Below are 22,930 nucleotides of genomic sequence, written 5' to 3' on the forward strand. Positions count from 1 at the left end.
GGGAGGAGATGAGGTCAGACGGCGTCAACCGGCGAGCTGGTCGCTCGCGCGGTCGCGGTGCAGATGCGGGTGATGACCTTCATGCCGCCCACGGTAGCGCCTGCGCGGCGCGGCGCGCCCGTGGTTTTCCCGCCCCTCGGGCGCGAGGCGCGCCGGGCGCGCCGTCGCCGGTCTACGGCACGAACCGCACCTCCGGGAAGCGGGCGGACGGGCCGTCGAGCAGCTGGTCGTCCTGTCCGCGCAGCCACCGGTCGAAGAAGGCCGCGATGTACGCCTCCTGCGCGGTCACCGACCGTCGCGGATCCACGGTACCCACGTTGGCCGCGACCGTCTCCCGCGACAACCCCAACGGACCGGCCAGCTGCGGTATTTGGGACTGCAGGTCGGTGTAGCTCGCGTGCTCGGCGCCGGTGAGGGTCAGGTCCTTCAGCCACCCCGTGCTGTGTTGCCACACCGCGTTCCACGACGCGACCGTGTGATGGTTGTCGCCCTGCTTGCCCATCAGGAGCAGCGGCCGGTCGACACCGTCCGTACCGACGGAGGACGGCTCGGACGGGTCGTCGTCGCGCTGGGTGTAGCCCATGACGCCGTCCAGGTCGGCCGCCGCCTTGAGCCTCGGGTCGTCGTGCATGGTCTGTGCCGCGGTGAACCCGCCCGCGGACTGGCCGAACATGCCCACGGCGGTCAGATCGAGCGCGCCCCGCAGCTCCCCGGACAACCGGCCCAACTGGTCCAGTACGAAACGGGTGTCGGCGACGCGCACCGCCAGCGTCTTCTTCAGCAACGCGGTGACCTGGGCCTTGCCCGCCCTGCTCGCCTTGTCGAACTCCGCGGGCAGCACGGTGTTCTCCACCCGTCCGTCCGGGAACTCCACGGCCGTCGCGTCATAGGTGTGGTCGATCATCACCACGACGTAGCCGCGTGAGGCGAGGTCGTCGCACAAGGTGGTGCCCAGCGTGCGCGGGTCTCCGGCACCCGGCGAGTACAACACGACCGGAAAGCCGCGCGGGTCGTGCCGGGCGGCCGGCGCGTTCGTACGGGCGTGGCTGCGGGTGGCCGCCCAGTCCGCCCTGCCCCGCGGTATGTCCGTGAGGTTGTTGACCGCGTCGAACCCGGCCGCCGCGCCCGGCAGCATCTGCGGGGCGCGGGGATACCCCGCGACGTGCCGCGCCGGGTAGCGGACGCTGACCATCAACTCCCGGTAGGGCCGCGAGCCCACCCAGGGGTCGGGACGGCCGCGATCGGTGAGGTGGAGGGAGACGGTCCCCACGGGGTACGGCCCCGTGGGAGCGGGCAACGACATCCGTGCCGTCGGGGCCGACCGGTGCGGTGACCCGGCGGGCGCCGCAGCTGCGACGTTGCCGCAGGTGAGACCGGCGAACCCGGCGAGAGCGGCGGTGGACAGGAACACCCGGCGGGAAGCTGAAGCACTCATGAGCCAAGGCTGACCCACTCACCCCCGCCACACCATCGTGCTAGCCCCCGCTCCGGGGTTTGGATTTCCCGACCTCCGAGCGGCATCGGACCACCGCACCGGCCTTCACGAGCGAGTACGGGGATGGCACTCAGCCGCTGTCGCAGACGGATGTGCGTGTGCCACACATGGCGGCGGGCCGTCCGCGCCCGGCGAGCGGGGGTGGCTCGCCTGGTGGGGGGAGTACCAGGGAACCAACGGCCCCGCCCGCCGGGCGGCTTCCCGGTGGCGGCAGGGCGGCCCGGAACTCCCGCGACGGCTGCCCCTGCCACGCGATGCTGCGCACCGGGAGCGCGGTGGGTGGTCTCTCACAGATCACCATCGCAGCGCGCTGGAGGACTGTACAGGTCGATTCTGGACGGTGACGGACCGCGATCCGTGATGTACGTGAGTGGTAACTCCCTTGCGTTGAGAGAGAGTTGGTCAACGGCGCCGTGAGGCGTTGTCGCCACCGCGCTCGTTGTCTCCGTCTGTGCTCGGCTGCGTTTTCGCCGGGCGGGTGCCGTGGTTTCCGAAGCCGGGGAATTGGTGCGGGGTGAGCCGCGTGCGGCCGCGGGGCATCTCGGCGGGTTCGCGCCGTTCAGCCACCTCGCCCACCGGTCCCGACGCCGGCGGCCGGGGCTGCTCCTCGGGGCGTGGTGGGCGCGGCGCGCGGGCCTGCCTGCGCAGTCCCCACCAAACGGCCCCGATCAGCAGTGCCACGATGACCAGGCCCACGGCCAACGGCACCGCACCGACCACCAGTCCGTGGGTGAGCGCCAGTTCCTTGCTGCGAATGGTCATTTCCCACGAGTACCCAGCCGGGCCCGGTGAAACAGCCGGGTCCTGTCGTCAGCATGTGACGAGCGGATCGGACATGTTTCGGCGGCCTGCCCAGCGGCACCCGCACAGCAGTGGTTGCACAGCACGTGGACGAGGGCCACGGATGTCGGCGCCCGTGACTTCGGCGCCCGAGCGCCCCGCTCCGGCCGGTCGACACCCTTCGCCCGTGCTCCCGCGGAGGGTGTGGGACGTGCCCTGTGGGGTAGCGGGCGAAAACGGGCATGTGGGGTATCCACTGCCCGGCAGCCGACACATGGAGGATGCACCCATGTCTGACATCGATGCTCTTGAACTCGACGCTCTGTGGGAGGAGTTCCATCGGCTCGTCAACATGACCAGCCAGGAGCTGAGCGCGTGGCTGCGCACGGAAGCGGCCGCGGAGAACGCCGAGCAACTGCCGGAGCACGCCGGTACCGCCACCGGGCAGCATGTCCTCGGGATCCTGCGCAAGCGGCGCACGGACCTAACGGACGACGACATCAAGGTCATGTACGCGATCGTGGACACGGTCGGTGCCCAGCGCCGGGACGATCTCGAACCGCAGGCCGGTGACGCGGCCTGGCGGCACCGGCTCATGTCCTTGGGCCACGACCCGCTGAAGCCTCCCGAGTAGGCGTGCGCCTCCGGCCGCGCGCCCCCCGTGCTGCTGTGCGCCGGCTTTCCGGCGGCGTCGATGGGGAGGTGTCCCGGTGCCGTAGCCCGGACCGGGCCCGCCCCCCGCCGGAGGTATCCCGCTGTGACCACCACCACTCCACCGCCGCGCACGGGATCGGCTCCGGGCGCCTGGCCGCTGCTCGGCCATGCCTGGCAGCTCCACTCCCGGCCCCTGGAGTTCCTGGCCTCGCTGCCGGCGCACGGCGATCTCGTACGGATCGGGATGGGGCCCTCGCCCGCCTACGTCGTCTGCGATCCGGAAGCTGCCCACCGGATGCTCACCGACTCCCGCACCTTCGACAAGGGCGGTCCGTTCTTCGACAAGGCCCGCGTGCTCTTCGGCAGCAGTCTGCCCATGGCCGGCTGGCGGGAGCACCGCTGGCAGCGCCGCCAGATGCAGCCGGCCTTCCAGCCCGACCGGATCGAGCGGTACGCGGTGGTCATGGGCGAGGAGGTCGACCGCATGACCGCCCGCTGGCGGCCCGGTCTGCGCCTTGACATCACCGAGGCGCTGACCACCCTGACCCTGCGCATCGTGACCCGCAGCGTGCTCGCCGCGGAGGCCGAGGACGCGGCCGTGGCCGAGGTGCAGCGGAGCCTGCACACCGTCATCGACGGCATCTACCAGCGGGTGATGCTGCCGCTCGGCCCGCTCTACCGGGTGCCCACCCGCGCCAACCGCCGCTACCGGCAGGCCTGCGACCGCCTGCACCGCGCCATCGACGGCATCATCGCCGCGCGCCGGGCGGCACCGCCCGGCGACGATCTGGTCGCCATGCTGCTGGCCGCCCATGACGACGACACGGGCGAGCCGATGTCCGAAGTCGACGTCCGCGACCAGCTGATGGTCATGATCGGCGCGGGGTTCGAAACCACGGCCAACTCCCTGGCGTTCGCCCTCTGGCTGATCAGCCAGCACCCCGAGGTCGAGGCACAACTGCACGCCGAGGTGGACGAGACGCTGGCCGGCCGGACCGCCACCCCGGACGACCTCGACGGTCTGGCCTACACCCGGCGCGTCATCAGCGAGGTCCTGCGGATGTACCCGGCGGGCTGGTTCTTCACCCGGGTCACCACCGCCGACACCACGCTGGCCGGGCAGGCACTGCCGGCCGGTACGGCCCTTCTCTACAGCGCCTACCTCCTCCAGCACCGGCCGGACCTGTTTCCCGACCCCGAGCGCTTCGACCCCGACCGGTGGCTGAAGCCGAGCGGGGACAGCCTGCCCAGGGGCGCTCACGTCCCCTTCGGCGGCGGCAACCGCAAGTGCATCGGCGACCAGTTCGCCCTGGTCGAGATGACCCTGGCCCTCGCCACCGTCTGCACCCGCTGGTCCGTCCACCCGGACCCTGGCGCCACCTTGCGCGTTCGGGTCCGCGGCACCCTCGGCCCCGGCCCGCTGGCCATGACCTGTCAACCGCGCGGCAAGGCCGCGGGCTGATCCGGCGCTACTTGCCCGGACGGGCCAGCAGCAGCTCGGTGTTGTGGTCGGCCGAGGAACCGAGCTTGACTGCCGGGGTGGCGTACGGGTCGTTGTACGACAGCTCGCGGTACAGCGCCGCCAGGCCCCGGTCGGAGGTGTCGGCGAAGTCCGTCGTGTAGGGAGCGGCGGACTCGATGAGGGTGGTGAACAGCGACAGGGTGCCATCGCCGTTGTCGGCTATCTCGATGATCCGGGCGTGCTGCGGATAGTCGACGTGGGACGCGGTGTTGATCTCCCAGAAGGCGCGCTCGGGCACGGCGTGGCCGTGCGGGGTGATCCGGTTCTCGTGGGTGTGGCCGTTGACCCAGGCCACCACGTTCGGATAGCGCTGGAGCAGTGAGACCAGGGCGTTGCCGTCGTGCCGTGCCTCGAAGGGGTGGTACGGGTCGGGGAGCAGGTTGCCCATGGTGGCGCTGGTGTGGTGGCTGAACAGGACGATGAGCGAGTCGTTCGCCCCTCCGCGCACCACGTGGCCGTCGGTGTCGTACCAGTGGCCGCTGTGCGACTTGAGGACCGACTCCAGCCAGTTGAGCTGCGCGGTGCCCAGCGAACCGTCCGCGAATCCGGCCCTGTTGGTGGTGTCGAGGCTGATGCCGAGGACCCCGGCCGCGAGCGGGAAGGTGTAGTAGAGGTGGCCGCTGCTCGCCGCGTCCGGGGTGAAGCCGTGGCCGACCGGTCCGGCGCCGGTGTGGGCGGGGTCGAGGTGCGCCTTGGCGAACTCGACGGGGGTGAAGGGGCGGCGGCGCTCGTCGGGGGTGACCTTGCGGATCGCGCCGCCGTTGCCCAGCAACTGGCCGAGCAGCAGCGCCGCTTGGGCCGGGTCGTGCTGGAGCGCGTACGCGAGCTTCGCCGCGGTGGCGTCGTCGCAGCCCTCGATCTTCCGGTCGCCGGTGTACAGGTCGTTCAGCAGGCCGAGGTCGGGCAGGCTGCCCTCGATGCTGTCGTCGTGGTTGCCGACGGTCGTGTACCACGGCATGTTGAGGCCCGGCGCGTCGAACGGGCGGCCCGCACCGGACAGGAAGCCGGGGATCTGCGGCAGGCCCTTGGCCTTGTAGGCGTCCTGGAGGGACGATTCCGGGTTCCAGTAGTTCACGCTGCCGGAGTTCTGGACGCCTTCGTAGCGCGAGGGATCGCCACTGCTCGGAGTGACCCGGCCACCGCTCATGACGGTCAGGTACCAGTCCAGCTCGATGAGTTCGTGGTTGTCGGTGTTGTCGCCGGTGGCCATCACCATCCCGAACGGCAGCCCTGTGTACGGGCCTTGGCGCACCGCGTTGACCCGCTCGACGAGAGCCGAGGCGCCGCGCACGGTCAGGGCTTCCTGCGGGCGGTGCGCGCTGTCGTTGTACTGGGCCAGGTACTCGAACCGCACCGGGGACTCGGTGTCCGCCAGATGCAGGTCGGTGAACTGCACGAAGGAGGCGAGCCCGGTGCGGCGGTCGTCGCGGCCCGCGCCGCCCGCGGCGAGTTCGCCGCGCACCACCAGCGGCCATCCCGGCCCCGCGACGAGGCGCTTGTACGCTCCGGAGCCGACCGGCAGCGCGGCCTGTTCGAGGGTGGTCCCGCCGATCCGTACGGCCCGCGAGGCGGTGTCCGCCAGCGCGCGGTCCGGCGCCAGGGCCGGCCACAAAGCGGCTCCGGCGGCCGCCGCGGACATCCTCGAAACGAACTGGCGGCGGCTCATCCCACGCATGTGTATCCCCCTGGTAACGCTGACAGTTGAGGGCGCGACCAGCTTCGGGGCGTAGTCGCGCGGCGCACACACTACTGGCGAGTAGCCGCAGATACACCCACCGGGAGCAAACTTGAGGGAAACAGGAGAGGTGCGTTGAGTGGCCCAGGCGCCGAGGATCTGCGGGCAGTCGGTCCCGCGGGACCCGCATTCGGGTACGAGTTGCCGCGTACGAGCGTGATCACAAGGGGGAAGGGGGCAAAGAGATGCAAAGGTCGGCGTCAAGTGGGTACCCGGCAACAGAGCCTCCGGAGCGGCGGAGGATGTGGACAGGGGTGAGTGATGTGAACACGTCCGAGAAGGGGACGGCGCGGGGCAGCCGGGCGGGGCTGATCGGGATGCGCTCCCGTGGCGACGTCGACGTCGCGGTCAGGTACCTGGCGTCCCGGCGGGAAGTGACGGGCCAGTTCGCCATGGGCGCGGCCGCGGCCTACCGCTGGGCGTTGGGCCGCACCGCGCGCTCCCCGGTCACGGGTACGCAGGCTCGCGGCCTCCCGGACCTGCGGCTGCTGACCGCCGAAGTGGACGCGGCCGCCGTCCAGTTGGACGACCCGACCCTCCCGCCCGGCGCCCGGGACTTCACCCTTGGTGCCCACGAAGCGCTCGCCTGGCTGTGCGGCTACAGCGAACGCCGCACCTGATCCATGTTCCGTACGGCAGTCCAAAGGCGGCGCCGGCCGCTCCGGAGCGCATGCCGAGGCGGCCCCGCCGAGTGGGACGCGGGGCCGCCGTGGTGGTGCCGGAGACCGCTGGTCGGGCGGCCCCCGGAATCAGGCTCGGCTCACTTGCAGTACGGCACCGGGGCGAGGTTCTGCACGTAGCGTGCGGCGACCCAGCCCGGCTTGCCCGCTCCGAGCTTGTACCAGAGCTTGTTGCCGTCCACGTTCGGGCCGGTCTTCTTGCACTCCAGCGCGGTCACCGTGCCGTTGGCCAGCAGGTTGAGCCGCTTGGAGGTGGTGTTCGCTTCCTGGTGGACCCACAGGCCGCCGTTGGCGACGACCTTGCCCCGGGGCTCGGCCGCCGGGACGGCGCCGTGCGCCTGCTGGGCCGAGACGGCGACGGTCGGCGTCGCCGCCGACGCCGCCCCGCTGCCGAGCAGGATTCCCGTTCCGGCGAGGACCGCCACCGCCCCCGCGGCGACGACATGACGCATGCCAGGTACGTACACGATGTTCCCCTTTCACTCCCTTTGGGATGTACGCCCTGCAAGACGAGGGATCGGGTCGATCCGTTCCATGCGGATCGAAGAACGTCCCTGATTCGTAGGGGAGTTGACGGGCGGATCCGCCCTCCGGGGCCGGCGTGACGGCTGGGAAGAGGGGCGGCCGCGGTGGTGCATGGCTCGCAGGTGACGGGGAAGAGATGATGCGGCCATGTCACGCTCCGTCCGGAAGGATTCCGTCCAGTGCTCCCCAGACAAGGCGCCTTAGTCGCCGCAGCCCTGCTGCTCCCGCTCGCCACGGCCACGCAGGCCGGCGCCGGGGCCCCGGCGCGGCCCACTGCCGGCGCCCCGGCGCCCGCGTGCGCCTACACCCCGGCCGTCCCCGCCGACAACTTCAAGGGGATACCGGACTTCGACCCCGTGAAGGCCGCCCGCCCGTACAGCGCGACCCTGCGCACCGGACAGGGCGCCATCACCTTCAAGGCGCTCACCGACAAGGCGCCGTGCACCACCAACTCCTTCCGGTTCCTGGCCGAGAAGCGGTACTTCAACGGCACGCACTGCCACCGGCTCACGACCGCGCGGCTGTACGTCCTGCAGTGCGGTGACCCGACGGGCACGGGCAGCGGCGGGCCCGGCTACTCCTTCCCGGACGAGAACCTGACGGGCGCCACCTATCCCGCCGGGACGGTGGCGATGGCCAACGCCGGGCCCAACACCAATGGCAGCCAGTTCTTCTTCGTGTGGAAGGACACCAAGCTGTCGCCCGCCTACACGCCCTTCGGCACGGTCACCGCGGGACTCGACGTGCTGCAGAAGATCGCGGCGGGCGGCGAGGACGACCAGAACGGACCGGGGGACGGCTACCCGACGCTTCCGGTGAACATCAAACGCGTTCAGATCAAGAGCAAGTAGCCCGGATTCGCCGGGGGATGGCTCACCCCGCCGCCAGGCGGGCGCTGAGCCATCCCAGTGTGGCGGTGCCCGCCCGTCGCGTCGCCGACGAAGCCCCGGCTCCGCGGCTTCGCGCCGACGCGTGGCGGTGAAAGCGGGCCCGATCCGTTCCGTCCGCCCCCTCGCGGCCGTGCGGCACACCCCCGTGGCGCCGCACGTCCGTGCTCACGGCGTGGAGCGGGCCGGGCCGGGAGTGGCCACCCCGGTCTGCCGCGAGCGGGCCGCCGTTTCCCGCTCGTCGGCGGTCGACAGCCAGAAGTAGAGCGGGGGCAGGGCGAGTTCGATGCCCATCAGGACCAGCTGGAACCAGTTCGGACGGCCGAGCGCGGCCCACGACAGGAGCCTGCTGGCGCCGCCCAGGAAGAAGATCCCGGCGAGCAGGCGCACCGCCCTCGACGGGATCGGCGACTGCCGTGCCACCCAGATCCAGGCCAGTCCGTATCCGAGGAAGATCGCGCTGAAGAAGCGCACGAGGCTGTCGACGGTCGGCCCCGGCGAACCCGCGCCGGGCACCGCGGCGAGCCCGGTGGTCAGGTGTAAGGCGCCGATCGCCACGTCGGCGATGCCCATCGCCCAGGAAAGCCACTTGAGGAGCCTGGCCATGTGCTGGTCCCCCTTCGCCTTAGTAGGCATCTGTCTACTAAGGCGAAGGTAGGTTCATTGGTGGACACGCGTCAAGTAGCCTGGGCTCCGTGTCCACGCGCCGCAGGCTCAGTCCCGACGAGCGCCGCAGCCAGCTGCTCGACGTCGGAGCCCGTCTGTTCGCGGCGAAGCCGTACCCTGACGTGCTGATGGAGGACGTCGCCGAAGAGGCCGGTATCTCCCGGGCGTTGCTCTACCGCTACTTCCCGAACAAGAGCGCCCTGTTCGCCGCGATCTACCGGCAGGCCGCGGACCGGCTGCTCGCCGACACGCAGATCGACCCGGCGGGCTCCCTGCTGGAGCAGCTGTCCGCCGGCCTCGACATCCACTTCGACTACTTCGCGGCGAACCGGAACACGGTGCTCGCCGCGAACCGGGTGCTCGCGGGCGACCCGGTGATCCAGGCCATCATCACCGACGAGCTGGCCGAGCTGAGACGGCGTGTCCTCGAAGCGACCGGGCTCGACGGCAGGCCCGCTGAGACGGTCTCCGCCGTGCTGACGAGCTGGCTGGTGTTCGTCCGGGTGCTGTGCGTGGACTGGCTGGCGAACGAGACGTTCTCCCGGGCCGAGTTGCACGACATGTCCGTCGGCGCCCTGCGCGGGGCGCTGGGCGCGGTAACCGACGCGGACCGGCTCCTGGGCGGCCCCGGTGGCCGACCGTCGCGCTCCGACGATGCCGTACGGTCGGGCCACCGGCGCTGATCGGCACCTGTCGGCCGAGCCGTGTGCCACCGGCGCTGATCGGCGCCTGTCGGCCCGAGCCCCGGGCGGCCCGGGGGACGCCGCGCCGCCGGGGCTCGTACGGTCAGCTCAGTTCTGCGGGTGCCCCGGCGGGGCGCTCGAACTGGGCGCGGTACAACTCCTGGTAACGGCCGCCCAGTTCGAGCAGTTCCTCATGGGTGCCCCGCTCCACGATCCGGCCGTCCTCCACCACCAGGATGAGGTCGGCGGAGCGCACCGTGGAGAGCCGGTGCGCGATCACCACCGCCGTGCGTCCTTCCAGCGCCTCGCCGAGCGCCTCCTGGACGGCGGCCTCGGAGGTGTTGTCGAGGTGCGCGGTGGCCTCGTCGAGGATCACGACGCGCTGACGGGCCAGCAGCAGCCGGGCGATCGTCAGGCGCTGGCGCTCTCCGCCGGAGAGGCGGTAGCCGCGCTCCCCGACCACGGTGTCGAGCCCGTCGGGCAGCGAGGCGACCAAGCCGTCCAGACGGGCCCGCCGCAGCGCCTCCCAGACCTCCTCCTCCCCGGCGTCCGGCCGGGCCAGCAGCAGGTTGGCGCGGACCGACTCGTGGAAGAGGTGACCGTCCTGGGTGACCATGCCGATCGTGTCGCGGATCGAGTCGGCGGTCAGGTCGCGTACGTCGATGCCGCCGAGGCGGACCGTACCCTCGTCGGCGTCGTACAGGCGGGGCAGCAACTGGGCGACTGTCGACTTGCCGGCGCCGGACGATCCGACCAGGGCCACCATCCGGCCGGGCTCGGCGCGGAAGGAGACACCGTGCAGCACCTCGGTCCCGCCCCGGGTGTCCAGGCTCGACACCTCCTCCAGGGACGCGAGGGAGACCTTGTCGGCGGAGGGGTAGCCGAACCGCACGCCGTCGAACTCCACGGACACGGGGCCCTCGGGAACCGCGCGTGCCTGCGGCTTCTCGGCGATGAGCGGCTTCAGGTCGAGCACCTCGAAGACCCGCTCGAAGCTGACCAGCGCGCTCATGACCTCCACGCGCGCCCCGGCCAGCGAGGTGAGCGGTGCGTACAGCCGCGTCAGGAGCAGGGCGAGCGAGACGACCGCGCCCGCTTTCAGGGTGCCCTGCAGGGCGTAGTAGCCGCCGAGGCCGTAGACCAGGGCGAGCGCGAGAGCCGAGACGAGGGTGAGGGCGGTGATGAACGCGGACTGCGCCATCGCCGTACGGACGCCGATGTCACGCACCCGCCCGGCGCGGGCGGCGAATTCGGCGGACTCGTCGGCGGGCCGCCCGAACAGCTTGATCAGGGTGGCGCCGGGCGCCGAGAACCGCTCGGTCATCCGGGTGCCCATCGCGGCGTTGTGCTCGGCGGCCTCCCGCTGGAGGCGGGCCATCCGGGTGCCCATGCGGCGCGCGGGCAGTACGAACACCGGCAGCAGGACGAGCGCGAGCAGGGTGATCTGCCAGGAGAGGCTGAGCATCACTCCGAGCGTGAGCAGCAGCGTGACGAGGTTGCTGACCACGCCGGAGAGGGTGTTGCTGAAGGCCCGCTGGGCGCCGATGACGTCGTTGTTGAGGCGGCTGACGAGCGCGCCGGTGCGGGTCCGGGTGAAGAACGCGACGGGCATCCGCTGCACATGGTCGAAGACGGCGGTCCGCAGATCGAGGATCAGTCCTTCACCGAGCGTCGACGACAGCCATCGACTCGCGATGCCGAGCCCCGCCTCCGCCACCGCGATCGCGGCGATGAGCAGGGCGAGCCGGGTCACGGTGCCGCTGTCGTTCCCGCCGATGATCGCGTTGACGACGCGCCCGGCGAGGAGTGGCGTGGCCACCGCCAGCAGAGCCGTTGCGACGCTCAGCACGAGGAACAGCGCGATGCGGCGGCGGTGAGGGCGGGCGAAAACGGCGATGCGCCGCAGAGTGGCTAGGTTGAAGGGACGTCTGTCCTGCTGCGCGTTCATGACGTTGTGGAGCTGCGTCCACGCGGTGGCTTCCATGCTCATGCGAGGAACGTACGACCTCTACCGAGCTTGAGGTCAACAATTTCCCGGAACGGGGCACTCACCCCGAGCCCCGCCCGGGGCCAGCGACTGGTCCGGGGCGGGGCGGCTGGTGAGGCGGTCAGCTGTTCTTGCAGGAGTTGCCGGACGCCGGGTTGAGCAGCCCGATGACGTCGACGGTGTCGCCGCACACGTTGAGGTCGAGGTCGAGGGGGATTTGGACGACGTCGCCGGAGAGGACGCCGGGGGAGTCCTCGGCCACGCCGGTGACCGGCGGTTTGGGGTCGGCAGCGGACGCGGCGCCGGCCCCGCCGACTACGGCGGTGGCGGCCAGGGCGGCGGCAACGACTGCGGTACGGATACGCATGTGTTTCCTCCTGTATGTGAGGGTTCTTCACTAGCAGCGTCTCCGGGGACGGGCCGCAGGGACATTCGCGTGACCCGATGGAGTGACAGGGGCCGTCCGAAGGGCGGGCGCCCGCCCCGTGCCATGGGGCCCCAGGACCCGCGTGCGTGCGCCCCGATTGCCGCACCGGGGGAGCGCCGGGGGGTGAGCTGCCCGATCCCCCGTTTATTCGGGCCGCTCGCGCCTACTCGCACGGGGACAGCCCGCAGTGCGGGGTGATTCCGGCCGGAAGGCAGGTCATGTCCAGCGGCGTCATCATCATCCTGGTTGGGGCCGCAGTGATCGTTGTCGCTGCGGTGGTTCTGGGCACGTTCCTCACGCACCGTGACGGCGGCCTGCGCCGCCGTTTCGGACCGGAGTACGAATGGACGGTGGCCCAGCACAACGGCGACACCAAGGCCGCCGAGAAGGAACTGGACGAGCGGGTCCGCCGCCACGGCGGCATCAGGACGCGGCCCCCGACGGCCGAGGAGCAGGGCCGTTATACCGCCGAATGGGCTCGGATCCAGGAGGAGTTCGTCGATTCGCCGCCCCGCGCCGTCGCCGACGCGGAAGCGCTGCTCGGCCGGCTCGCCCGTGAACGCGGTTTCCCGGACCGGGACTCCGAGGAACATCTGGCCGCGCTCTCGGTGCACCACCCCCACCATATGGACAGCTACCGCCGGATACGCGGCGTAGCCCAGGGATCCCACGAGCGCGCGCCCGACACGGAGGAACTGCGCGAGACCCTGGTACGGGCCCATGACTTCTTCGCGGCCCTGATCGGGGAACGCAGGCAGCACGACGCCGGACGGGTCAAGGGTCGCACCGGCCGTCACGCCTCCCGAGCGGGCCTGCGGCGGGGCATCGTCAAGGGGAGCGCGTCATGACCGAGCCGGAGCGGACCGCAGCTGAGCAGCGCATCGACGGCACGGAGCGGTCACCGGCCGGGCCGGGTGTTGTCGGGCCGGGTACGGCGGGGTCGGCCGGCGAGAGCGTCGGCGCGGCCCGTCCCGCCTCCGGAGGTGACGGTTGCGAGCCGGTGCCCGAGAACCCGCTCCTCGCCGAAGACGGCGACAAACTGCGGCTCAGGCTCCAGCACGCGGCCATCGGTTTCGTGGACGAGCCGCGGGCGGCGGTCGAAGAGGCCGCCTTGGTGCTCGATGAGCTCGCAGACACCCTCGCCGAGGCGATCGCGCGGCGGCGCGGCGCGCTGCGTGCGTCGTGGCAGGACACCTCTGGCGCAGCGGCCACGGAGGATCTGCGGATCGCGCTGCGCTCGTACCGCCAACTCGCGGACCGGCTGCTGAAGTTGTGAGGCGTCCCCGGGGGTTCGGCTGAATGAGCCCCCGGAGGCGAACCGGGCGCACCGAAAGCCCGCAAGATCGCAAGGCTCGCAGGGATCAGAAGCATCAACCCACCTACAGGGGCAAGGAGTTGGACATGTCCAGGCGCTATGGCGGCAATCCAGCGGCGACCGGCATACTCGTCATCGCGGACATCACGGCACTGATCCTGATCCTCTGGATCGCCTTCTTCCTCGTCAACGCGAACACCGCCAACGACGTCGTCTCGTGGGTCCGCCACGCGGCGGACTGGCTCTCGGGCTGGTCGCGCGACATGTTCACGATCAAGTCCGACAACTGGCGCACGGTGTTCAACTACGGCCTGCCCGCCGTCGTCTACCTCCTGATCGGTCACGCGGTGGCGGGCCGGGTCGGCCGTGCCTGAGGCCGGCACGGGGCGCGGTCCGGCCGCCACATAGCGCGGCCACCGGAGCCGAAAACACAGGTGGCGCCACCCCATCGGGAGCGCTCGCGCCTGAGGCGCGGGGGTGAGACTCGATGGGGTGGTTGTGCGTGCCCGGGGGCGCTCGGGGCGCGTTGTGCACCGTATGACCGTACTTCGTGAGCCGCGGCATCCGGCTGCCTCCCTTCCCCCGCCGTCCTGTGAAACCGGTGGCAGCCGCCCAAGAGTTGAGGCTCTGTCAAGGGTTGCGCCGTACGCGGGCCGCTGGGTCGGGCACCTCGGGACGGCTCCGAAGGGCGATCCCTGCGCCCTGCTTGGCGGCTCGGTCCGGTCCCTTCGGCTCTGCTGCTCATCCGTGTCCCCCGACCGTCTGTGAATGGAAGAATCTCGTGCGAATTACCGACATTCACGGCTGCGAGGTCCGTCCCGGGCGGCTGGTCGAGTGGACGCTGGACCCCCTGATGGTCGAGGCCGCGACCAGCCAGCCCGACGACAGCCGGCCACCTGCCTATGTGCAGGAGTCACACATCCGCACGGCCCGGACGGTGCGCGAGGACGGCCTGTTCGTCCCGACCTGGCTGGGTGCGGCGTTCGACATCCCGGGCGCCGTCGACCTCGACGTCCTGGAAGCGGCGCTGCGGACCTGGACGCTTCGGCACGAAACGCTGCGCAGCGGGTTCCGCTGGGTCCGCGATGAGATGCGCCGCTTCACCGCCGCGTCCGAAGCCGTGGCCCTGCGCCGCCAGGACGTGGGCGACTTCCCGCGTGCCCAGGAGCTGAGCCGGCATCTCCAGGACCGGTTCGACGTGGCGGCCGACGCGCTGGCCTGGCCGAACTTTCTGTACACGGCGGTGGTCAGGGACGACTCCACCAGCGTCTACATGGCCTTCGACCACAGCAACGTCGACGCGTACTCGATCCAGCGCATCCCTGCCGAGATCCACGCGCTGTACGTGGCGGGCACCGAAGGCCGGGCGGACGACGCCGCCCCGGTCGGCAGCTACGTCGACTTCTGCGAGCTGGAGCGGGCCAACGCTGACCAGGTCGACGACACCCATGCGATCGTGGCCCGCTGGCGGGAGTTCATCACGCGGTGCGACGGCAGGCTGCCCGCCTTTCCCGTCGACCTCGGCCTCGAACCCGGCGGCGGGCTGCCCGAGCAGAAGCTCCTGCACGAGATGCTCGTGGACGACGCGGACGCCGCCGGCTTCGCGGCGTACTGCCGGCCCTTCGGCGGCAGCCAGGTGGGCATCCTGGCGGCCACCAGCCTCATCGTGCACGAGATCGGCGGCGAACCCGTCTACCGCACGGTCGTCCCGCTGCACACCAGGGCGAAGTCCCGCTGGACGGAGTCCGTGGGGTGGTACGTGGGCGGCGCGCCCATCGAGATCCCCGTCGCGCAGGCGCGCGGCTTCGACGACGCGCTGAACATGGTGCGCGGCGCGCTGCGGACCAACAAGGCGCTCGCGCACCTGCCGATCGCCCGGGTGCTCCGTCTGCTCGGCTCGGACTTCCGTCCGACGTCCCCCGACCTCTACTCGATCGTGTCGTTCGTCGACGCGCGGGGCATCCCGGGTGCCGGACAGTGGGACGAGCTGAAGGCGTACGCCCTGCTCAGGGTCTCCTACGGCGACCAGGTGTGCGCCTGGTTCACCCGCCTCCACGGTGGGCTGCAACTGGCCATGCGCTACCCGGACACGGAGATCGCGTACAAGAACATGCGGCGGTACGCGGAACAGTTGCGGGACATCATCACCTCCGTCGCCCGAAGCGCTCCGCCCTCCCTGGCCAACGCGCGGCAGCACGGCAACCGTCCGCTGCCGGCCCCCAGGCTGAGCAGCGAGACGTCCAAGCTGGCCCTGTGAGCCTCAACGGTGGTGCGGCGCGCCATGGTTCGGCCACGACGCCGGACGGAATCGGGGTGTGCCTCTCGCGCTCCCCGTGTCGCGACTGGTAAACCCTTGGGAACCGCCGGTCACCGGACGGCCCGGCGGTTCGACGAGCTCGCGGGCTCACGGACAAGGGGTCCAGATGCGTCGCGCACCGGTCATCGCAGTCGTCACGGTTCTGCTCGCCACACTGGCCTGCGCGTTCACCGCGGGCCCGGTCAACGCACACGACAGGCCCGTACGGGCCGACGACGGGGCCCGCGTCGTCGCCGAGCAGCGCGTCGCGCCCCGCCAGCTCGACCTCACCATCGACTCCCCGGCCCTTGGCACCACCGCCCACGTCCGACTGCTCACCCCGGACGGCTGGTCGCCGGGGAGGCACGGCTGGCCGGCGCTGTGGCTGCTGCACGGCTGCTGCGGTGAGTACCGGGACTGGACGACGTACACCGACGTGGCCCAACTCGCCGATTTGAAGCGCGTGTTGGTGATCATGCCGGAGGCCGGACCGGCCGGCTGGTACAGCAACTGGTGGAACCAGGGGGCGGGCGGCGCGCCCCGCTGGGAGACCTTCCACCTCACCGAGGTCCGCCAGCTCATCGAGCGCGGCTACGGAGCGGGCAGCCGCCGGGTCGCCGCCGGACTGTCCATGGGAGGCTTCGGCGCCCTGTCGTACGCCGCCCGCCACCCCGGGTTCTTCCGGGCGGTCGCGTCGTACAGCGGAACCGTGCACCCGCTGTTGCAGGATCCCGGCGGCTTCGGGCCCGACTGGTTCCTGAACCTCGACCGGCAGCTGGGCGTCGACCCGTACGCCATCTGGGGCGACCCGGTGCGCCAGCGCGCGGTCTGGGCCGCGCACGACCCCACCGTCCAGGCACGTGCGCTGCGCGGACTGCCCGTCTTCCTGTCCTGCGGGGACGGGACGGCAGGGCCCTACGATCCGCCCGGCGCGAAGGACGTCAGCGAGACCTTCTTCGACCACCAGAACCAGGCGCTCGCCGGCCGGCTGCGCGCCCTCGGCAGCCCGCCCATCACCGACTTCTACGGCCCTGGCACCCACGACTGGCCGTACTGGCAACGGGAGTTGCACCGCTCGCTACCGATGCTTCTGACGGCCCTTGGCGCCTAACGGCGACCTTCGGCACGGCCTTCCGGGCTGAAGAAGGCGCTCATCTGCGCCACGTCGGACAGATAGCTGTCGATGGCGGCGATCCGGCCCTCGCGGATGGTGAGAACGGTCGCCAGGTGCTCGTCAAGCCTGCGTCCGTCGGGGGCCTGAGCGGTGTTGCGCAGCGACAGGGCTACTCCGTGCTGTCCCACGAGGACGTGGAGCAGTTCGGTGTGCAGGCCCCGCCCGGCGATCTCCTGGACCCTGGCGATGGCCGCGTCGCTGCCGTGGATCGTGCCGGAGATGGTTCCGCTGCCGGGCATGCTCCAGGTGATGTCGGGCGCCAGGAGGGCGCGCAGAGCGTCCCAGTCTCGGGCGCCGAACGCGGCGAGGAATCGTTCGGCGACGGTCGCGTCGGCGCTGTTGCTGGACATGGTGCACGCTCCTGAGTCTGAGGGCGCCGGACCCCAGTGAGGGCCGGGCGGCGCGGGAAGGCCGAGGTGTGCCCCAACCGTAGGCGGTCGCACCGCGCCAGCACGCCCGCAGGCTGGTGGAGTTGCTCCTGGCATGCGCGCCGCCACGCCGGGCGGCGGGGCCCGTGCGAACACCCGGCGGCTGCGCGTCCTCATGTCCCGCACGCTGGAGATCGACCCGAGACTCACCTGGACCACCATCGTCGCCGGAGCGGCCCTTCCCCGCAGGCCGGCCCCGGGCCCCCATCTGACCCATCTGGCCAATCTGTTCGCCGAGGCGGACGGTTACCACGACCGGCGTTACGCGATGGGCATCTACCGCCGCGCGGCCGCCCCGGTCTGCTTGACCGTCTCCACCCTCGTCGCCAACGCGCTCTGGCCCGGGTCCCCGTTCGGCGAGGACGTGTCCAACCGCAACATCCTGTACGAGGCGATGCGCCTTCTGCCCCCTCGTGGAACCTGCTGCGCAACCGGTCGCCCGAGTACCCGGCCATCGACGGCCGCATCGGGCACGGCGACGACATCCTGATGCTGCCGCTGCTCACCCACCGCGACCCCGCGCTGTGGGAGGCCCCCGACGAGTTCCGGCCCGAGCGCTGGGACGACCTCGACCCGGACAACACCCCCGGATACATGCCGTTCGGGCATGTCTCGGAACGCTGCTGGGGACGGCACATGGTCATGCCGCTGGCCGAACTCCTCCTCGACCACATCCGCCGCACCGAACTCGTCGTCGCCCCGGGGCAGCGCCAGGCGCACGTGCCGCTGGTTGGACTCCTGGGCGTGAAAACCGTCCACATCGGTCACCGGAGCAAGGTGCGCCATGTCTGACATCGAGCAGCTCGACGCGTCGTTCTTCGGCCACGCCCACGCCACCTACCGCCGGTGGCGCGAGGAGGGCGGCGTGCGCAGGCGCGGTACCCGGGGCCGAACCCCGTCGAGGGATGGGTCGTGACCTCGTACGCCGAGGCGAAGGAACTCCTTGCCGACGCGAGGCTCTCCAAGGACGGCGCGGTGGAGAAGTTCGGCCGCCACATCGGGCTGCCCCAGGGCCCCGGCAGTGCCCTGTTCGCGCACATGCTCAACTCCGATCCGCCGCACCACACCCGGCTGCGCAAACTGGTCCAGAAGGCGTTCACCGCGCCGTACGGCGGCCCTGCGCCCCATGATCGAAGCCCATGTGGAGGGGCTGCTCGACGAGTGGGAGGGCCGGGGCGATGTCGAACTGATCAGTGAGTTCGCGCTGCCGCTTCCGGTCGCCGTCGTCTTCGACCTCTTCGGAGCCTCCGACGCCGACCACGAGACCCTGCGGATACGGGGCAACAGCATCGACGGCGGACAGGGCGACGGCGAGGTGTCGGTGTACACCGCCGAGTCCATGCTCACCTATCTGCGCGCCCTGCTCGCGCTCAAGCGCGAGCAGCCGGACGACGGGCTGCTGTCCGCGCTGCTCCAGGCCCACGAAGAGGGCGAAGAGGCGCTCAGCGAGGACGAGATCACCTCCATGGCGTTCCTCCTCGTGGTCGCCGGCCACCAGACCACGGTCAACCTCATCGCCAACGGCATCCACACCCTGCTGACCCAACCGGACCAACTGGCCGCGCTACAGGCCGACTTGACGCTGATGCCGGGCGCCGTCGAAGAGATCCTGCGGTACGAATCGCCCTCCGGCCTCGCCTCGTTCCGGTACACCACACAACCGGTCGAAGCCGACGGAAGGACCATTGCCGAGGGCGAGTTCGTGCAGATATCCCTGCTCGGAGCCAACCGCGATCCCGGCGTCTTCGCCGACCCGGACCGCTTCGACATCCGCCGTGCGGACGCTGCCCGGCACGTCGCCTTCGGCCACGGCATCCACCACTGCCTCGGCGCCCCGCTCGCCCGGCTCCAGGCCGAGATCGCCTTCACCCACATCCTCACCCGCCACCCCGGCCTGCACCTGGCCGAGGGGCACGAAGCGCGGTGGCAGTCCAACCCCCGCCACCGCGGTCTACTCTTCTTGCCCCTGCGGCTCAAGTAGGTTCGGAGGGCTACGCCTTCGCGGCGCAGATCACGTCGTAGGGCCTTCCGATGGCCATGGTCAGGCGCATGGGCTCGGTCGTGCCCGACGGGCACTGCGAGGACTCCTTCACCAGGTCGAGCACCTTGTACTTGTCCGAGCCGGAGGAGGCGCACGGGACCTCCTTCGCCGTGGAGGTCACGCAGTCGCCCTTGACCAACTGCCCGCCTCCGGCGCCCGCGTCCCCGGGGTGGTCGCCGGAGAGGCTGCGCCCGCACACCGTCTTGGTGGGAATGCCACCGCCCTTGCTCTTCGTGCTCCCGTAGCTGACGCTGACCTGGATGATCAGATCCGTTCCGGCCGGGCACTGGATGGCGTCGGGCAGGATGCTCGCGCTCTGGACCGACAGGGCCTTGAACGTCGCGCCGCTGTCACCGCAGCCGAACGCCTTGTAGCCGTTCGGGGCGTCGTCGGGGTCGGGGCCCCCGCAGTCGCCCACGTTCCACGTCCCGCTGTCGTGGGAGGCGGACGAGGAAGAGGAAGAAGAGGGGGCGGAGGACTTCCCGCCGGCGTCGCCGAAGAGCTTGGACGCTCCGTAACCGAGGCCCAGGAGCACCGCGAGGATCACCAGCGCCGGGAGGCATCCCCCGCGCTTCCGGTTCGGGGCAGAGGGGAGCGGACCGCCCGGTTCGACCATGGTGTTCTCTCCTTGGAGGGTGGCTGACTGCGCAATTCACCCGGGGGGACGCGGCATGAACACCTCATGGTTCCGGCGGGATCGGGCCCGTGCCTCCTACGAGGCTGCGGCCCGTGCCGGTGTCGTCGGCGCGGCCGGCTCGCGCCGTCGCTGGGCCTTGTCGCTGATGCGGATCAGCAGGCCCACCATCAGCCAGTTGGCCACCATCGAGGAGCCGCCCTTGGCCAGGAACGGCAGGGCCTTGCCGGTGAGCGGGATCAGGCCCATCACGCCGCCGGTGACCACGAAGACCTGGAGCAGCAGGGCACTGGCCAGACCGGTGGCGAGCAACTTGCCGAACGGGTCGCGGGCCACCAGGCCGATGCTCAACCCCCGCTGGCCCAGCAGCCCGTACAGCAGCAGGACCGCCATGACACCGGCCAGGCCCAGCTCTTCGCCGACCGTGGTGAGGATGAAGTCGCTGTTGCCGGCGAAGCCGATGAGCTCCGGGTGTCCCTGGCCCAGGCCGCTTCCGGTGATGCCGCCGCTGCCGAAGCTGAACAGGGCCTGCCCCAACTGGTCCGAGATGCCCGCCTTCCGGCCCGCCTCGGTGAAGGCGTCCATGGGGTGCAGCCAGGCCACCACCCGGCCGTGGACGTGCGGCTCCATGGAGCCGACCACAGCCGCGCCCACCACGGCCATGAGCAGACCGCACACCACCCAACTGGTGCGCTCCGTCGCCATGTACAGCATGATCACGAAGAGGCCGAAGAAGATGAGGGAGGTCCCGAGGTCGCGCTCGAAGATCAGCACGAGCAGGCTGAGCACCCAGATCGCCACGATCGGGCCGAGCTGCCGGCCGGGCGGCAGTCGCATGCCGAGGAAGCGGCGGCCGGCCAGCGCCAGAGCGTCACGGTTGACGGTGAGGTAGCCCGCGAAGAACACCGCGATCATGATCTTCACGAATTCCCCGGGCTGGACCGACAGCGGCCCCATCATGATCCAGCGCTTGGCGCCGAACTGGTCCGCACTGGAGAAGGCGGGCGCCATCAGCAGCACCAGGGCGACGGCCATCATCACGTACAGGTACCGCTGTAGCCATCGGTGATCGCGCAGGACGACCAGCAGCCCGACGCAGACGGCCACGCCGATGACCGTCCACATCAGCTGTCCCTCGCCCGCCTGGGAGATCTTCAGGCCGGGTTTGGCCGCGTAGGTGAGGTCCAGTCGGTGCAGCAGCACCAGGCCGAGCCCGGTGAGCAGCAGGGCGAGCGGCAGTAGGAGGGGGTCGGCCCGAGACGCCCAGCGCCGCACGGCCAGGTGCGGGACCAGCGCGAGCAGCAGGACGCAGAGGCCGAACCCGGCGAGCCCCGGGGGCAGCCGGTCCTCCATCGACAGACCGGTGACGGCGTAGCCGCCGACCGTGATCAGGACGACGAAGGCGAGCAGCCACGCCTCGGTGCGCCGCCGGTTGGGGGCCTGCGCGAGCGCCGCGAACGTCATCGTCTGCGGAGCGTCGTCCTGGGGCCCCGCGGACGTCGACCGCCTCGCGGTCCTGAGTCCTCGCACAGAAAACCTCCACCCTGGAGAGCCACAGGCCCAGGTACCTCGCGTCGCCGCCGAACAGGCGATCACGCGCCGGAAGACGGCGGGCGCGAGGGGCCGGTTCCTTGTGTGGCCCTCCTCATAGACTCTCGCAAATTTGCGCAAGCGCGCAACTATCGAGGTCTACGGTACGTCCCCGCGGCCGGTCCGCAGGGCACCGTGCGAGTAACGGTGTGTCCGTCAGCCCTCGACGGGCGCCGGGGCGAGGCCGTCCGCGACGAGGCCGGTGAGGACCGCCTGGCCCAACACCTGGACGGCGGACTGCGGGCGAACCATCACGGTGAACTCCTTGATCCGGCCCGCCTCGTCGAACTGGAGCTGGTCGATGCCATGGATCTGCTTGCCGTCCACCAGGGCCCGGAAGGGCAGGATCACCGACGCGGCCCGGCTGCCGTCGGCGCTGGTCTCGGCCACGCCCTCGAAGTGTCCGATGTAGCGCAGGTCCTCGAAGGTGCGCAGCAGCACGCCGAAGAGTCCGAGCACCAAAGCCTTGCCCTCGAAGGGGACGAACTTCACCGGACTGTAGAGCCGGACGTCCTCGGTGAACAGTTCGTCAAGCGCGGCGAGATCGCGCTTCTCCACCGCGGCGCGGAACCGGTCAGCGGTCTCCATGAATCTCTCCTTACTCAAAAATGTGACTAGTCATTTTCTTGAGTATGATGCAGCCGCGGACCAGGAAAGGGAAGGGGTGGCCCACATGGCCTTGCGGCACGCGGTGCTGGCGGCGCTGCTGGACGGGGAGTACAGCGGATACCAGCTGGCGAAGGCGTTCGACATCGGCGTCGCCAACTTCTGGCACGCCCTTCCCCAGCAGCTGTACGCCGAACTCACCAAACTGGAGCGCGAGGGGCTCGTCGCCGGGCGGCAGGTGGTGCAGGAGGCCCGGCCCAACAAGCGCCTGTTCCATGTGACCGACGCGGGCCGTGCCGAGCTGGAGCGCTTCACCGCCGCCCCCTCGAAGCCCTCGTTCATCCGTGACGACCTGCTCGTCAAGGTCCAGGCCGCCGACCGCGTCGGCACCGCGCAGGTCATCGCGCAGCTCGAAGAGCGGGCGGCCGCCGCCGAGGCCAAGGCCGAACTCCTCGGCGACCTGCTGCGCCGGCTGCGCGGCGAGGCGGACGAGGAGGAGTACCTGCGACACGGCGAGCGGATCGGGCCCTACCTCACCTGCCTGCGCGGCCTGGCCTTCGAGCAGGAGCACCGGGACTGGTGCCTGCGGATCGCGGCCGTCCTGCGCGAGCGGCAGTCGGCCCACGTCGAGCGGTCGACCTGAGCGGTCCCGCGGGGGTCCGGCGCGGTACCGCGCGCTGAAGGGCGCGAGGTGGTGACACTGTGCGGCTCCGCCGCGCGGGCGCGACCGGCCCCCGAGCTCTCAACTCTGTTCGAGCAGGGGACCCATCGGCCCGCAGCCGTCGAACCCCGCCGCCCGCGCAGC

The 22,930-nt window shown here is 71.0% G+C and carries 25 protein-coding genes and 1 pseudogene; 15 read left to right on the forward strand and 11 right to left on the reverse strand.

Features of this window, described 5'->3' with window-relative positions; genetic code table 11:
* Nucleotides 1-172: 172 nt before the first annotated feature.
* Nucleotides 173-1,435 carry an alpha/beta hydrolase family protein gene (locus tag OG522_RS33355; RefSeq protein WP_329466773.1) on the reverse strand — a complete coding sequence of 421 codons (1,263 nt, stop codon included), beginning with the start codon at nucleotides 1,433-1,435 and terminating at the stop codon, nucleotides 173-175.
* A 462-nt stretch (nucleotides 1,436-1,897) separates the two neighbouring features.
* Nucleotides 1,898-2,257, reverse strand: a complete 360-nt coding sequence (locus OG522_RS33360; protein WP_329466774.1) for a DUF6479 family protein — start codon at nucleotides 2,255-2,257, stop codon at nucleotides 1,898-1,900.
* Between the two features lie 307 nt (nucleotides 2,258-2,564).
* Here OG522_RS33360 and OG522_RS33365 point away from each other — a divergent pair, with 307 nt between their 5' ends.
* Nucleotides 2,565-2,909 (forward strand): DUF3140 domain-containing protein, encoded by a 345-nt coding sequence (locus tag OG522_RS33365; RefSeq protein WP_329466775.1) that lies wholly within the window; start codon nucleotides 2,565-2,567, stop codon nucleotides 2,907-2,909.
* Between the two features lie 123 nt (nucleotides 2,910-3,032).
* Nucleotides 3,033-4,391 carry a cytochrome P450 gene (locus OG522_RS33370; RefSeq protein WP_329466776.1) on the forward strand — a complete coding sequence of 453 codons (1,359 nt, stop codon included), beginning with the start codon at nucleotides 3,033-3,035 and terminating at the stop codon, nucleotides 4,389-4,391.
* A 7-nt stretch (nucleotides 4,392-4,398) separates the two neighbouring features.
* On the opposite strand, the gene OG522_RS33375 is transcribed toward OG522_RS33370, so the two are convergent.
* Nucleotides 4,399-6,126: a TIGR03767 family metallophosphoesterase gene (locus OG522_RS33375; RefSeq protein ID WP_329466777.1), complete on the reverse strand. Its 1,728-nt coding sequence runs from the start codon at nucleotides 6,124-6,126 to the stop codon at nucleotides 4,399-4,401.
* A 314-nt stretch (nucleotides 6,127-6,440) separates the two neighbouring features.
* Here OG522_RS33375 and OG522_RS33380 point away from each other — a divergent pair, with 314 nt between their 5' ends.
* Complete coding sequence (locus tag OG522_RS33380; protein WP_329466778.1) at nucleotides 6,441-6,806, forward strand: hypothetical protein; 366 nt, start codon at nucleotides 6,441-6,443, stop codon at nucleotides 6,804-6,806.
* Between the two features lie 140 nt (nucleotides 6,807-6,946).
* On the opposite strand, the gene OG522_RS33385 is transcribed toward OG522_RS33380, so the two are convergent.
* Complete coding sequence (locus OG522_RS33385) at nucleotides 6,947-7,333, reverse strand: hypothetical protein (RefSeq protein WP_329466779.1); 387 nt, start codon at nucleotides 7,331-7,333, stop codon at nucleotides 6,947-6,949.
* A 237-nt stretch (nucleotides 7,334-7,570) separates the two neighbouring features.
* Here OG522_RS33385 and OG522_RS33390 point away from each other — a divergent pair, with 237 nt between their 5' ends.
* The gene (locus OG522_RS33390; protein ID WP_329466780.1) at nucleotides 7,571-8,242 is read left to right on the forward strand and encodes a peptidylprolyl isomerase; all 672 of its coding nucleotides are present in this window, start codon (nucleotides 7,571-7,573) and stop codon (nucleotides 8,240-8,242) included.
* 204 nt (nucleotides 8,243-8,446) lie between these two features.
* On the opposite strand, the gene OG522_RS33395 is transcribed toward OG522_RS33390, so the two are convergent.
* Nucleotides 8,447-8,884, reverse strand: a complete 438-nt coding sequence (locus OG522_RS33395) for a DUF4345 domain-containing protein (protein WP_329466781.1) — start codon at nucleotides 8,882-8,884, stop codon at nucleotides 8,447-8,449.
* An 89-nt stretch (nucleotides 8,885-8,973) separates the two neighbouring features.
* On the opposite strand from OG522_RS33395, the gene OG522_RS33400 reads away from it, so the two are divergent.
* Nucleotides 8,974-9,627 (forward strand): TetR/AcrR family transcriptional regulator, encoded by a 654-nt coding sequence (locus OG522_RS33400; protein WP_329466782.1) that lies wholly within the window; start codon nucleotides 8,974-8,976, stop codon nucleotides 9,625-9,627.
* Nucleotides 9,628-9,730: 103 nt separating this feature from the next.
* Here the strand turns inward: OG522_RS33400 and OG522_RS33405 are convergent, their stop codons facing one another.
* A complete protein-coding gene (locus tag OG522_RS33405; RefSeq protein ID WP_329466783.1) occupies nucleotides 9,731-11,617 on the reverse strand; it encodes an ABC transporter ATP-binding protein in 1,887 nt (628 codons plus the stop codon).
* Nucleotides 11,618-11,735: 118 nt separating this feature from the next.
* Entirely contained in the window at nucleotides 11,736-11,981 is a 246-nt protein-coding gene (locus OG522_RS33410) for a chaplin (RefSeq protein ID WP_329466784.1), read from the reverse strand.
* A gap of 278 nt (nucleotides 11,982-12,259) precedes the next feature.
* Between OG522_RS33410 and OG522_RS33415 the strand changes: the two genes are divergently transcribed.
* From OG522_RS33415 to OG522_RS33435, 5 genes are all read left to right on the forward strand, one after another.
* Nucleotides 12,260-12,889, forward strand: a complete 630-nt coding sequence (locus OG522_RS33415; protein ID WP_329466785.1) for a hypothetical protein — start codon at nucleotides 12,260-12,262, stop codon at nucleotides 12,887-12,889.
* Nucleotides 12,886-13,317 carry a hypothetical protein gene (locus OG522_RS33420; RefSeq protein ID WP_329466786.1) on the forward strand — a complete coding sequence of 144 codons (432 nt, stop codon included), beginning with the start codon at nucleotides 12,886-12,888 and terminating at the stop codon, nucleotides 13,315-13,317. Before OG522_RS33415 ends, OG522_RS33420 begins: the two co-directional genes overlap by 4 nt.
* A 125-nt stretch (nucleotides 13,318-13,442) precedes the next feature.
* The gene (locus OG522_RS33425) at nucleotides 13,443-13,730 is read left to right on the forward strand and encodes a hypothetical protein (RefSeq protein WP_329466787.1); all 288 of its coding nucleotides are present in this window, start codon (nucleotides 13,443-13,445) and stop codon (nucleotides 13,728-13,730) included.
* A 407-nt stretch (nucleotides 13,731-14,137) separates the two neighbouring features.
* Nucleotides 14,138-15,613, forward strand: a complete 1,476-nt coding sequence (locus tag OG522_RS33430; RefSeq protein ID WP_329466788.1) for a condensation domain-containing protein — start codon at nucleotides 14,138-14,140, stop codon at nucleotides 15,611-15,613.
* Nucleotides 15,614-15,779: 166 nt separating this feature from the next.
* On the forward strand, nucleotides 15,780-16,763 hold the full coding sequence (locus OG522_RS33435; RefSeq protein WP_329466789.1) for an alpha/beta hydrolase: 984 nt from the start codon (nucleotides 15,780-15,782) through the stop codon (nucleotides 16,761-16,763).
* Here the strand turns inward: OG522_RS33435 and OG522_RS33440 are convergent.
* Nucleotides 16,760-17,176 carry a nuclear transport factor 2 family protein gene (locus OG522_RS33440; protein WP_329466790.1) on the reverse strand — a complete coding sequence of 139 codons (417 nt, stop codon included), beginning with the start codon at nucleotides 17,174-17,176 and terminating at the stop codon, nucleotides 16,760-16,762. The two genes, OG522_RS33435 and OG522_RS33440, sit on opposite strands and share 4 nt — an antisense overlap.
* Nucleotides 17,177-17,354: 178 nt before the next feature.
* Here OG522_RS33440 and OG522_RS33445 point away from each other — a divergent pair.
* The 4 genes and pseudogenes from OG522_RS33445 to OG522_RS33460 form a co-directional block, all read left to right on the forward strand.
* Nucleotides 17,355-18,046: pseudogene (locus OG522_RS33445) on the forward strand (cytochrome P450); the annotation flags it as partial.
* Nucleotides 18,039-18,170 carry a hypothetical protein gene (locus OG522_RS33450; protein ID WP_329466791.1) on the forward strand — a complete coding sequence of 44 codons (132 nt, stop codon included), beginning with the start codon at nucleotides 18,039-18,041 and terminating at the stop codon, nucleotides 18,168-18,170. The pseudogene OG522_RS33445 and the gene OG522_RS33450, both read left to right, overlap by 8 nt.
* Nucleotides 18,167-18,451, forward strand: coding sequence for a hypothetical protein (locus tag OG522_RS33455; RefSeq protein ID WP_329466792.1), 285 nt, complete (start codon nucleotides 18,167-18,169; stop codon nucleotides 18,449-18,451). The genes OG522_RS33450 and OG522_RS33455 overlap by 4 nt, the downstream gene beginning before the upstream one ends.
* Nucleotides 18,381-19,235: a cytochrome P450 gene (locus tag OG522_RS33460; protein WP_329466793.1), complete on the forward strand. Its 855-nt coding sequence runs from the start codon at nucleotides 18,381-18,383 to the stop codon at nucleotides 19,233-19,235. Before OG522_RS33455 ends, OG522_RS33460 begins: the two co-directional genes overlap by 71 nt.
* A 10-nt stretch (nucleotides 19,236-19,245) precedes the next feature.
* On the opposite strand, the gene OG522_RS33465 is transcribed toward OG522_RS33460, so the two are convergent.
* From OG522_RS33465 to OG522_RS33475, 3 genes are all read right to left on the reverse strand, one after another.
* Complete coding sequence (locus OG522_RS33465) at nucleotides 19,246-19,911, reverse strand: hypothetical protein (RefSeq protein WP_329466794.1); 666 nt, start codon at nucleotides 19,909-19,911, stop codon at nucleotides 19,246-19,248.
* 96 nt (nucleotides 19,912-20,007) lie between these two features.
* Nucleotides 20,008-21,393, reverse strand: coding sequence for an FtsW/RodA/SpoVE family cell cycle protein (locus OG522_RS33470; protein ID WP_329467833.1), 1,386 nt, complete (start codon nucleotides 21,391-21,393; stop codon nucleotides 20,008-20,010).
* Nucleotides 21,394-21,675: 282 nt separating this feature from the next.
* A complete protein-coding gene (locus tag OG522_RS33475) occupies nucleotides 21,676-22,107 on the reverse strand; it encodes a nuclear transport factor 2 family protein (protein ID WP_329466795.1) in 432 nt (143 codons plus the stop codon).
* A gap of 85 nt (nucleotides 22,108-22,192) precedes the next feature.
* Between OG522_RS33475 and OG522_RS33480 the strand changes: the two genes are divergently transcribed.
* Nucleotides 22,193-22,768, forward strand: coding sequence for a PadR family transcriptional regulator (locus OG522_RS33480; RefSeq protein WP_329466796.1), 576 nt, complete (start codon nucleotides 22,193-22,195; stop codon nucleotides 22,766-22,768).
* Nucleotides 22,769-22,930 lie beyond the last annotated feature (162 nt).

The organism is Streptomyces sp. NBC_01431 (assembly GCF_036231355.1).
In the GTDB taxonomy this organism is placed as follows: domain Bacteria; phylum Actinomycetota; class Actinomycetes; order Streptomycetales; family Streptomycetaceae; genus Streptomyces.

What these genes read in the sequence shown, in the direction of transcription:
- OG522_RS33460 (WP_329466793.1), top strand. Translation starts at nt 18,381, where the DNA reads ATGATCGAAGCCCATGTGGAGGGGCTGCTCGACGAGTGGGAGGGCCGG.
- OG522_RS33415 (WP_329466785.1), top strand. Translation starts at nt 12,260, where the DNA reads ATGTCCAGCGGCGTCATCATCATCCTGGTTGGGGCCGCAGTGATCGTT.
- OG522_RS33435 (WP_329466789.1), top strand. Translation starts at nt 15,780, where the DNA reads ATGCGTCGCGCACCGGTCATCGCAGTCGTCACGGTTCTGCTCGCCACA.
- OG522_RS33395 (WP_329466781.1), bottom strand. Translation starts at nt 8,884, where the DNA reads ATGGCCAGGCTCCTCAAGTGGCTTTCCTGGGCGATGGGCATCGCCGAC.
- OG522_RS33410 (WP_329466784.1), bottom strand. Translation starts at nt 11,981, where the DNA reads ATGCGTATCCGTACCGCAGTCGTTGCCGCCGCCCTGGCCGCCACCGCC.
- OG522_RS33440 (WP_329466790.1), bottom strand. Translation starts at nt 17,176, where the DNA reads ATGTCCAGCAACAGCGCCGACGCGACCGTCGCCGAACGATTCCTCGCC.
- OG522_RS33375 (WP_329466777.1), bottom strand. Translation starts at nt 6,126, where the DNA reads ATGCGTGGGATGAGCCGCCGCCAGTTCGTTTCGAGGATGTCCGCGGCG.
- OG522_RS33425 (WP_329466787.1), top strand. Translation starts at nt 13,443, where the DNA reads ATGTCCAGGCGCTATGGCGGCAATCCAGCGGCGACCGGCATACTCGTC.
- OG522_RS33355 (WP_329466773.1), bottom strand. Translation starts at nt 1,435, where the DNA reads ATGAGTGCTTCAGCTTCCCGCCGGGTGTTCCTGTCCACCGCCGCTCTC.
- OG522_RS33405 (WP_329466783.1), bottom strand. Translation starts at nt 11,617, where the DNA reads ATGAGCATGGAAGCCACCGCGTGGACGCAGCTCCACAACGTCATGAAC.
- OG522_RS33475 (WP_329466795.1), bottom strand. Translation starts at nt 22,107, where the DNA reads ATGGAGACCGCTGACCGGTTCCGCGCCGCGGTGGAGAAGCGCGATCTC.
- OG522_RS33465 (WP_329466794.1), bottom strand. Translation starts at nt 19,911, where the DNA reads ATGGTCGAACCGGGCGGTCCGCTCCCCTCTGCCCCGAACCGGAAGCGC.
- OG522_RS33365 (WP_329466775.1), top strand. Translation starts at nt 2,565, where the DNA reads ATGTCTGACATCGATGCTCTTGAACTCGACGCTCTGTGGGAGGAGTTC.
- OG522_RS33450 (WP_329466791.1), top strand. Translation starts at nt 18,039, where the DNA reads ATGTCTGACATCGAGCAGCTCGACGCGTCGTTCTTCGGCCACGCCCAC.
- OG522_RS33470 (WP_329467833.1), bottom strand. Translation starts at nt 21,393, where the DNA reads ATGACGTTCGCGGCGCTCGCGCAGGCCCCCAACCGGCGGCGCACCGAG.
- OG522_RS33360 (WP_329466774.1), bottom strand. Translation starts at nt 2,257, where the DNA reads ATGACCATTCGCAGCAAGGAACTGGCGCTCACCCACGGACTGGTGGTC.
- OG522_RS33420 (WP_329466786.1), top strand. Translation starts at nt 12,886, where the DNA reads ATGACCGAGCCGGAGCGGACCGCAGCTGAGCAGCGCATCGACGGCACG.
- OG522_RS33480 (WP_329466796.1), top strand. Translation starts at nt 22,193, where the DNA reads ATGGCCTTGCGGCACGCGGTGCTGGCGGCGCTGCTGGACGGGGAGTAC.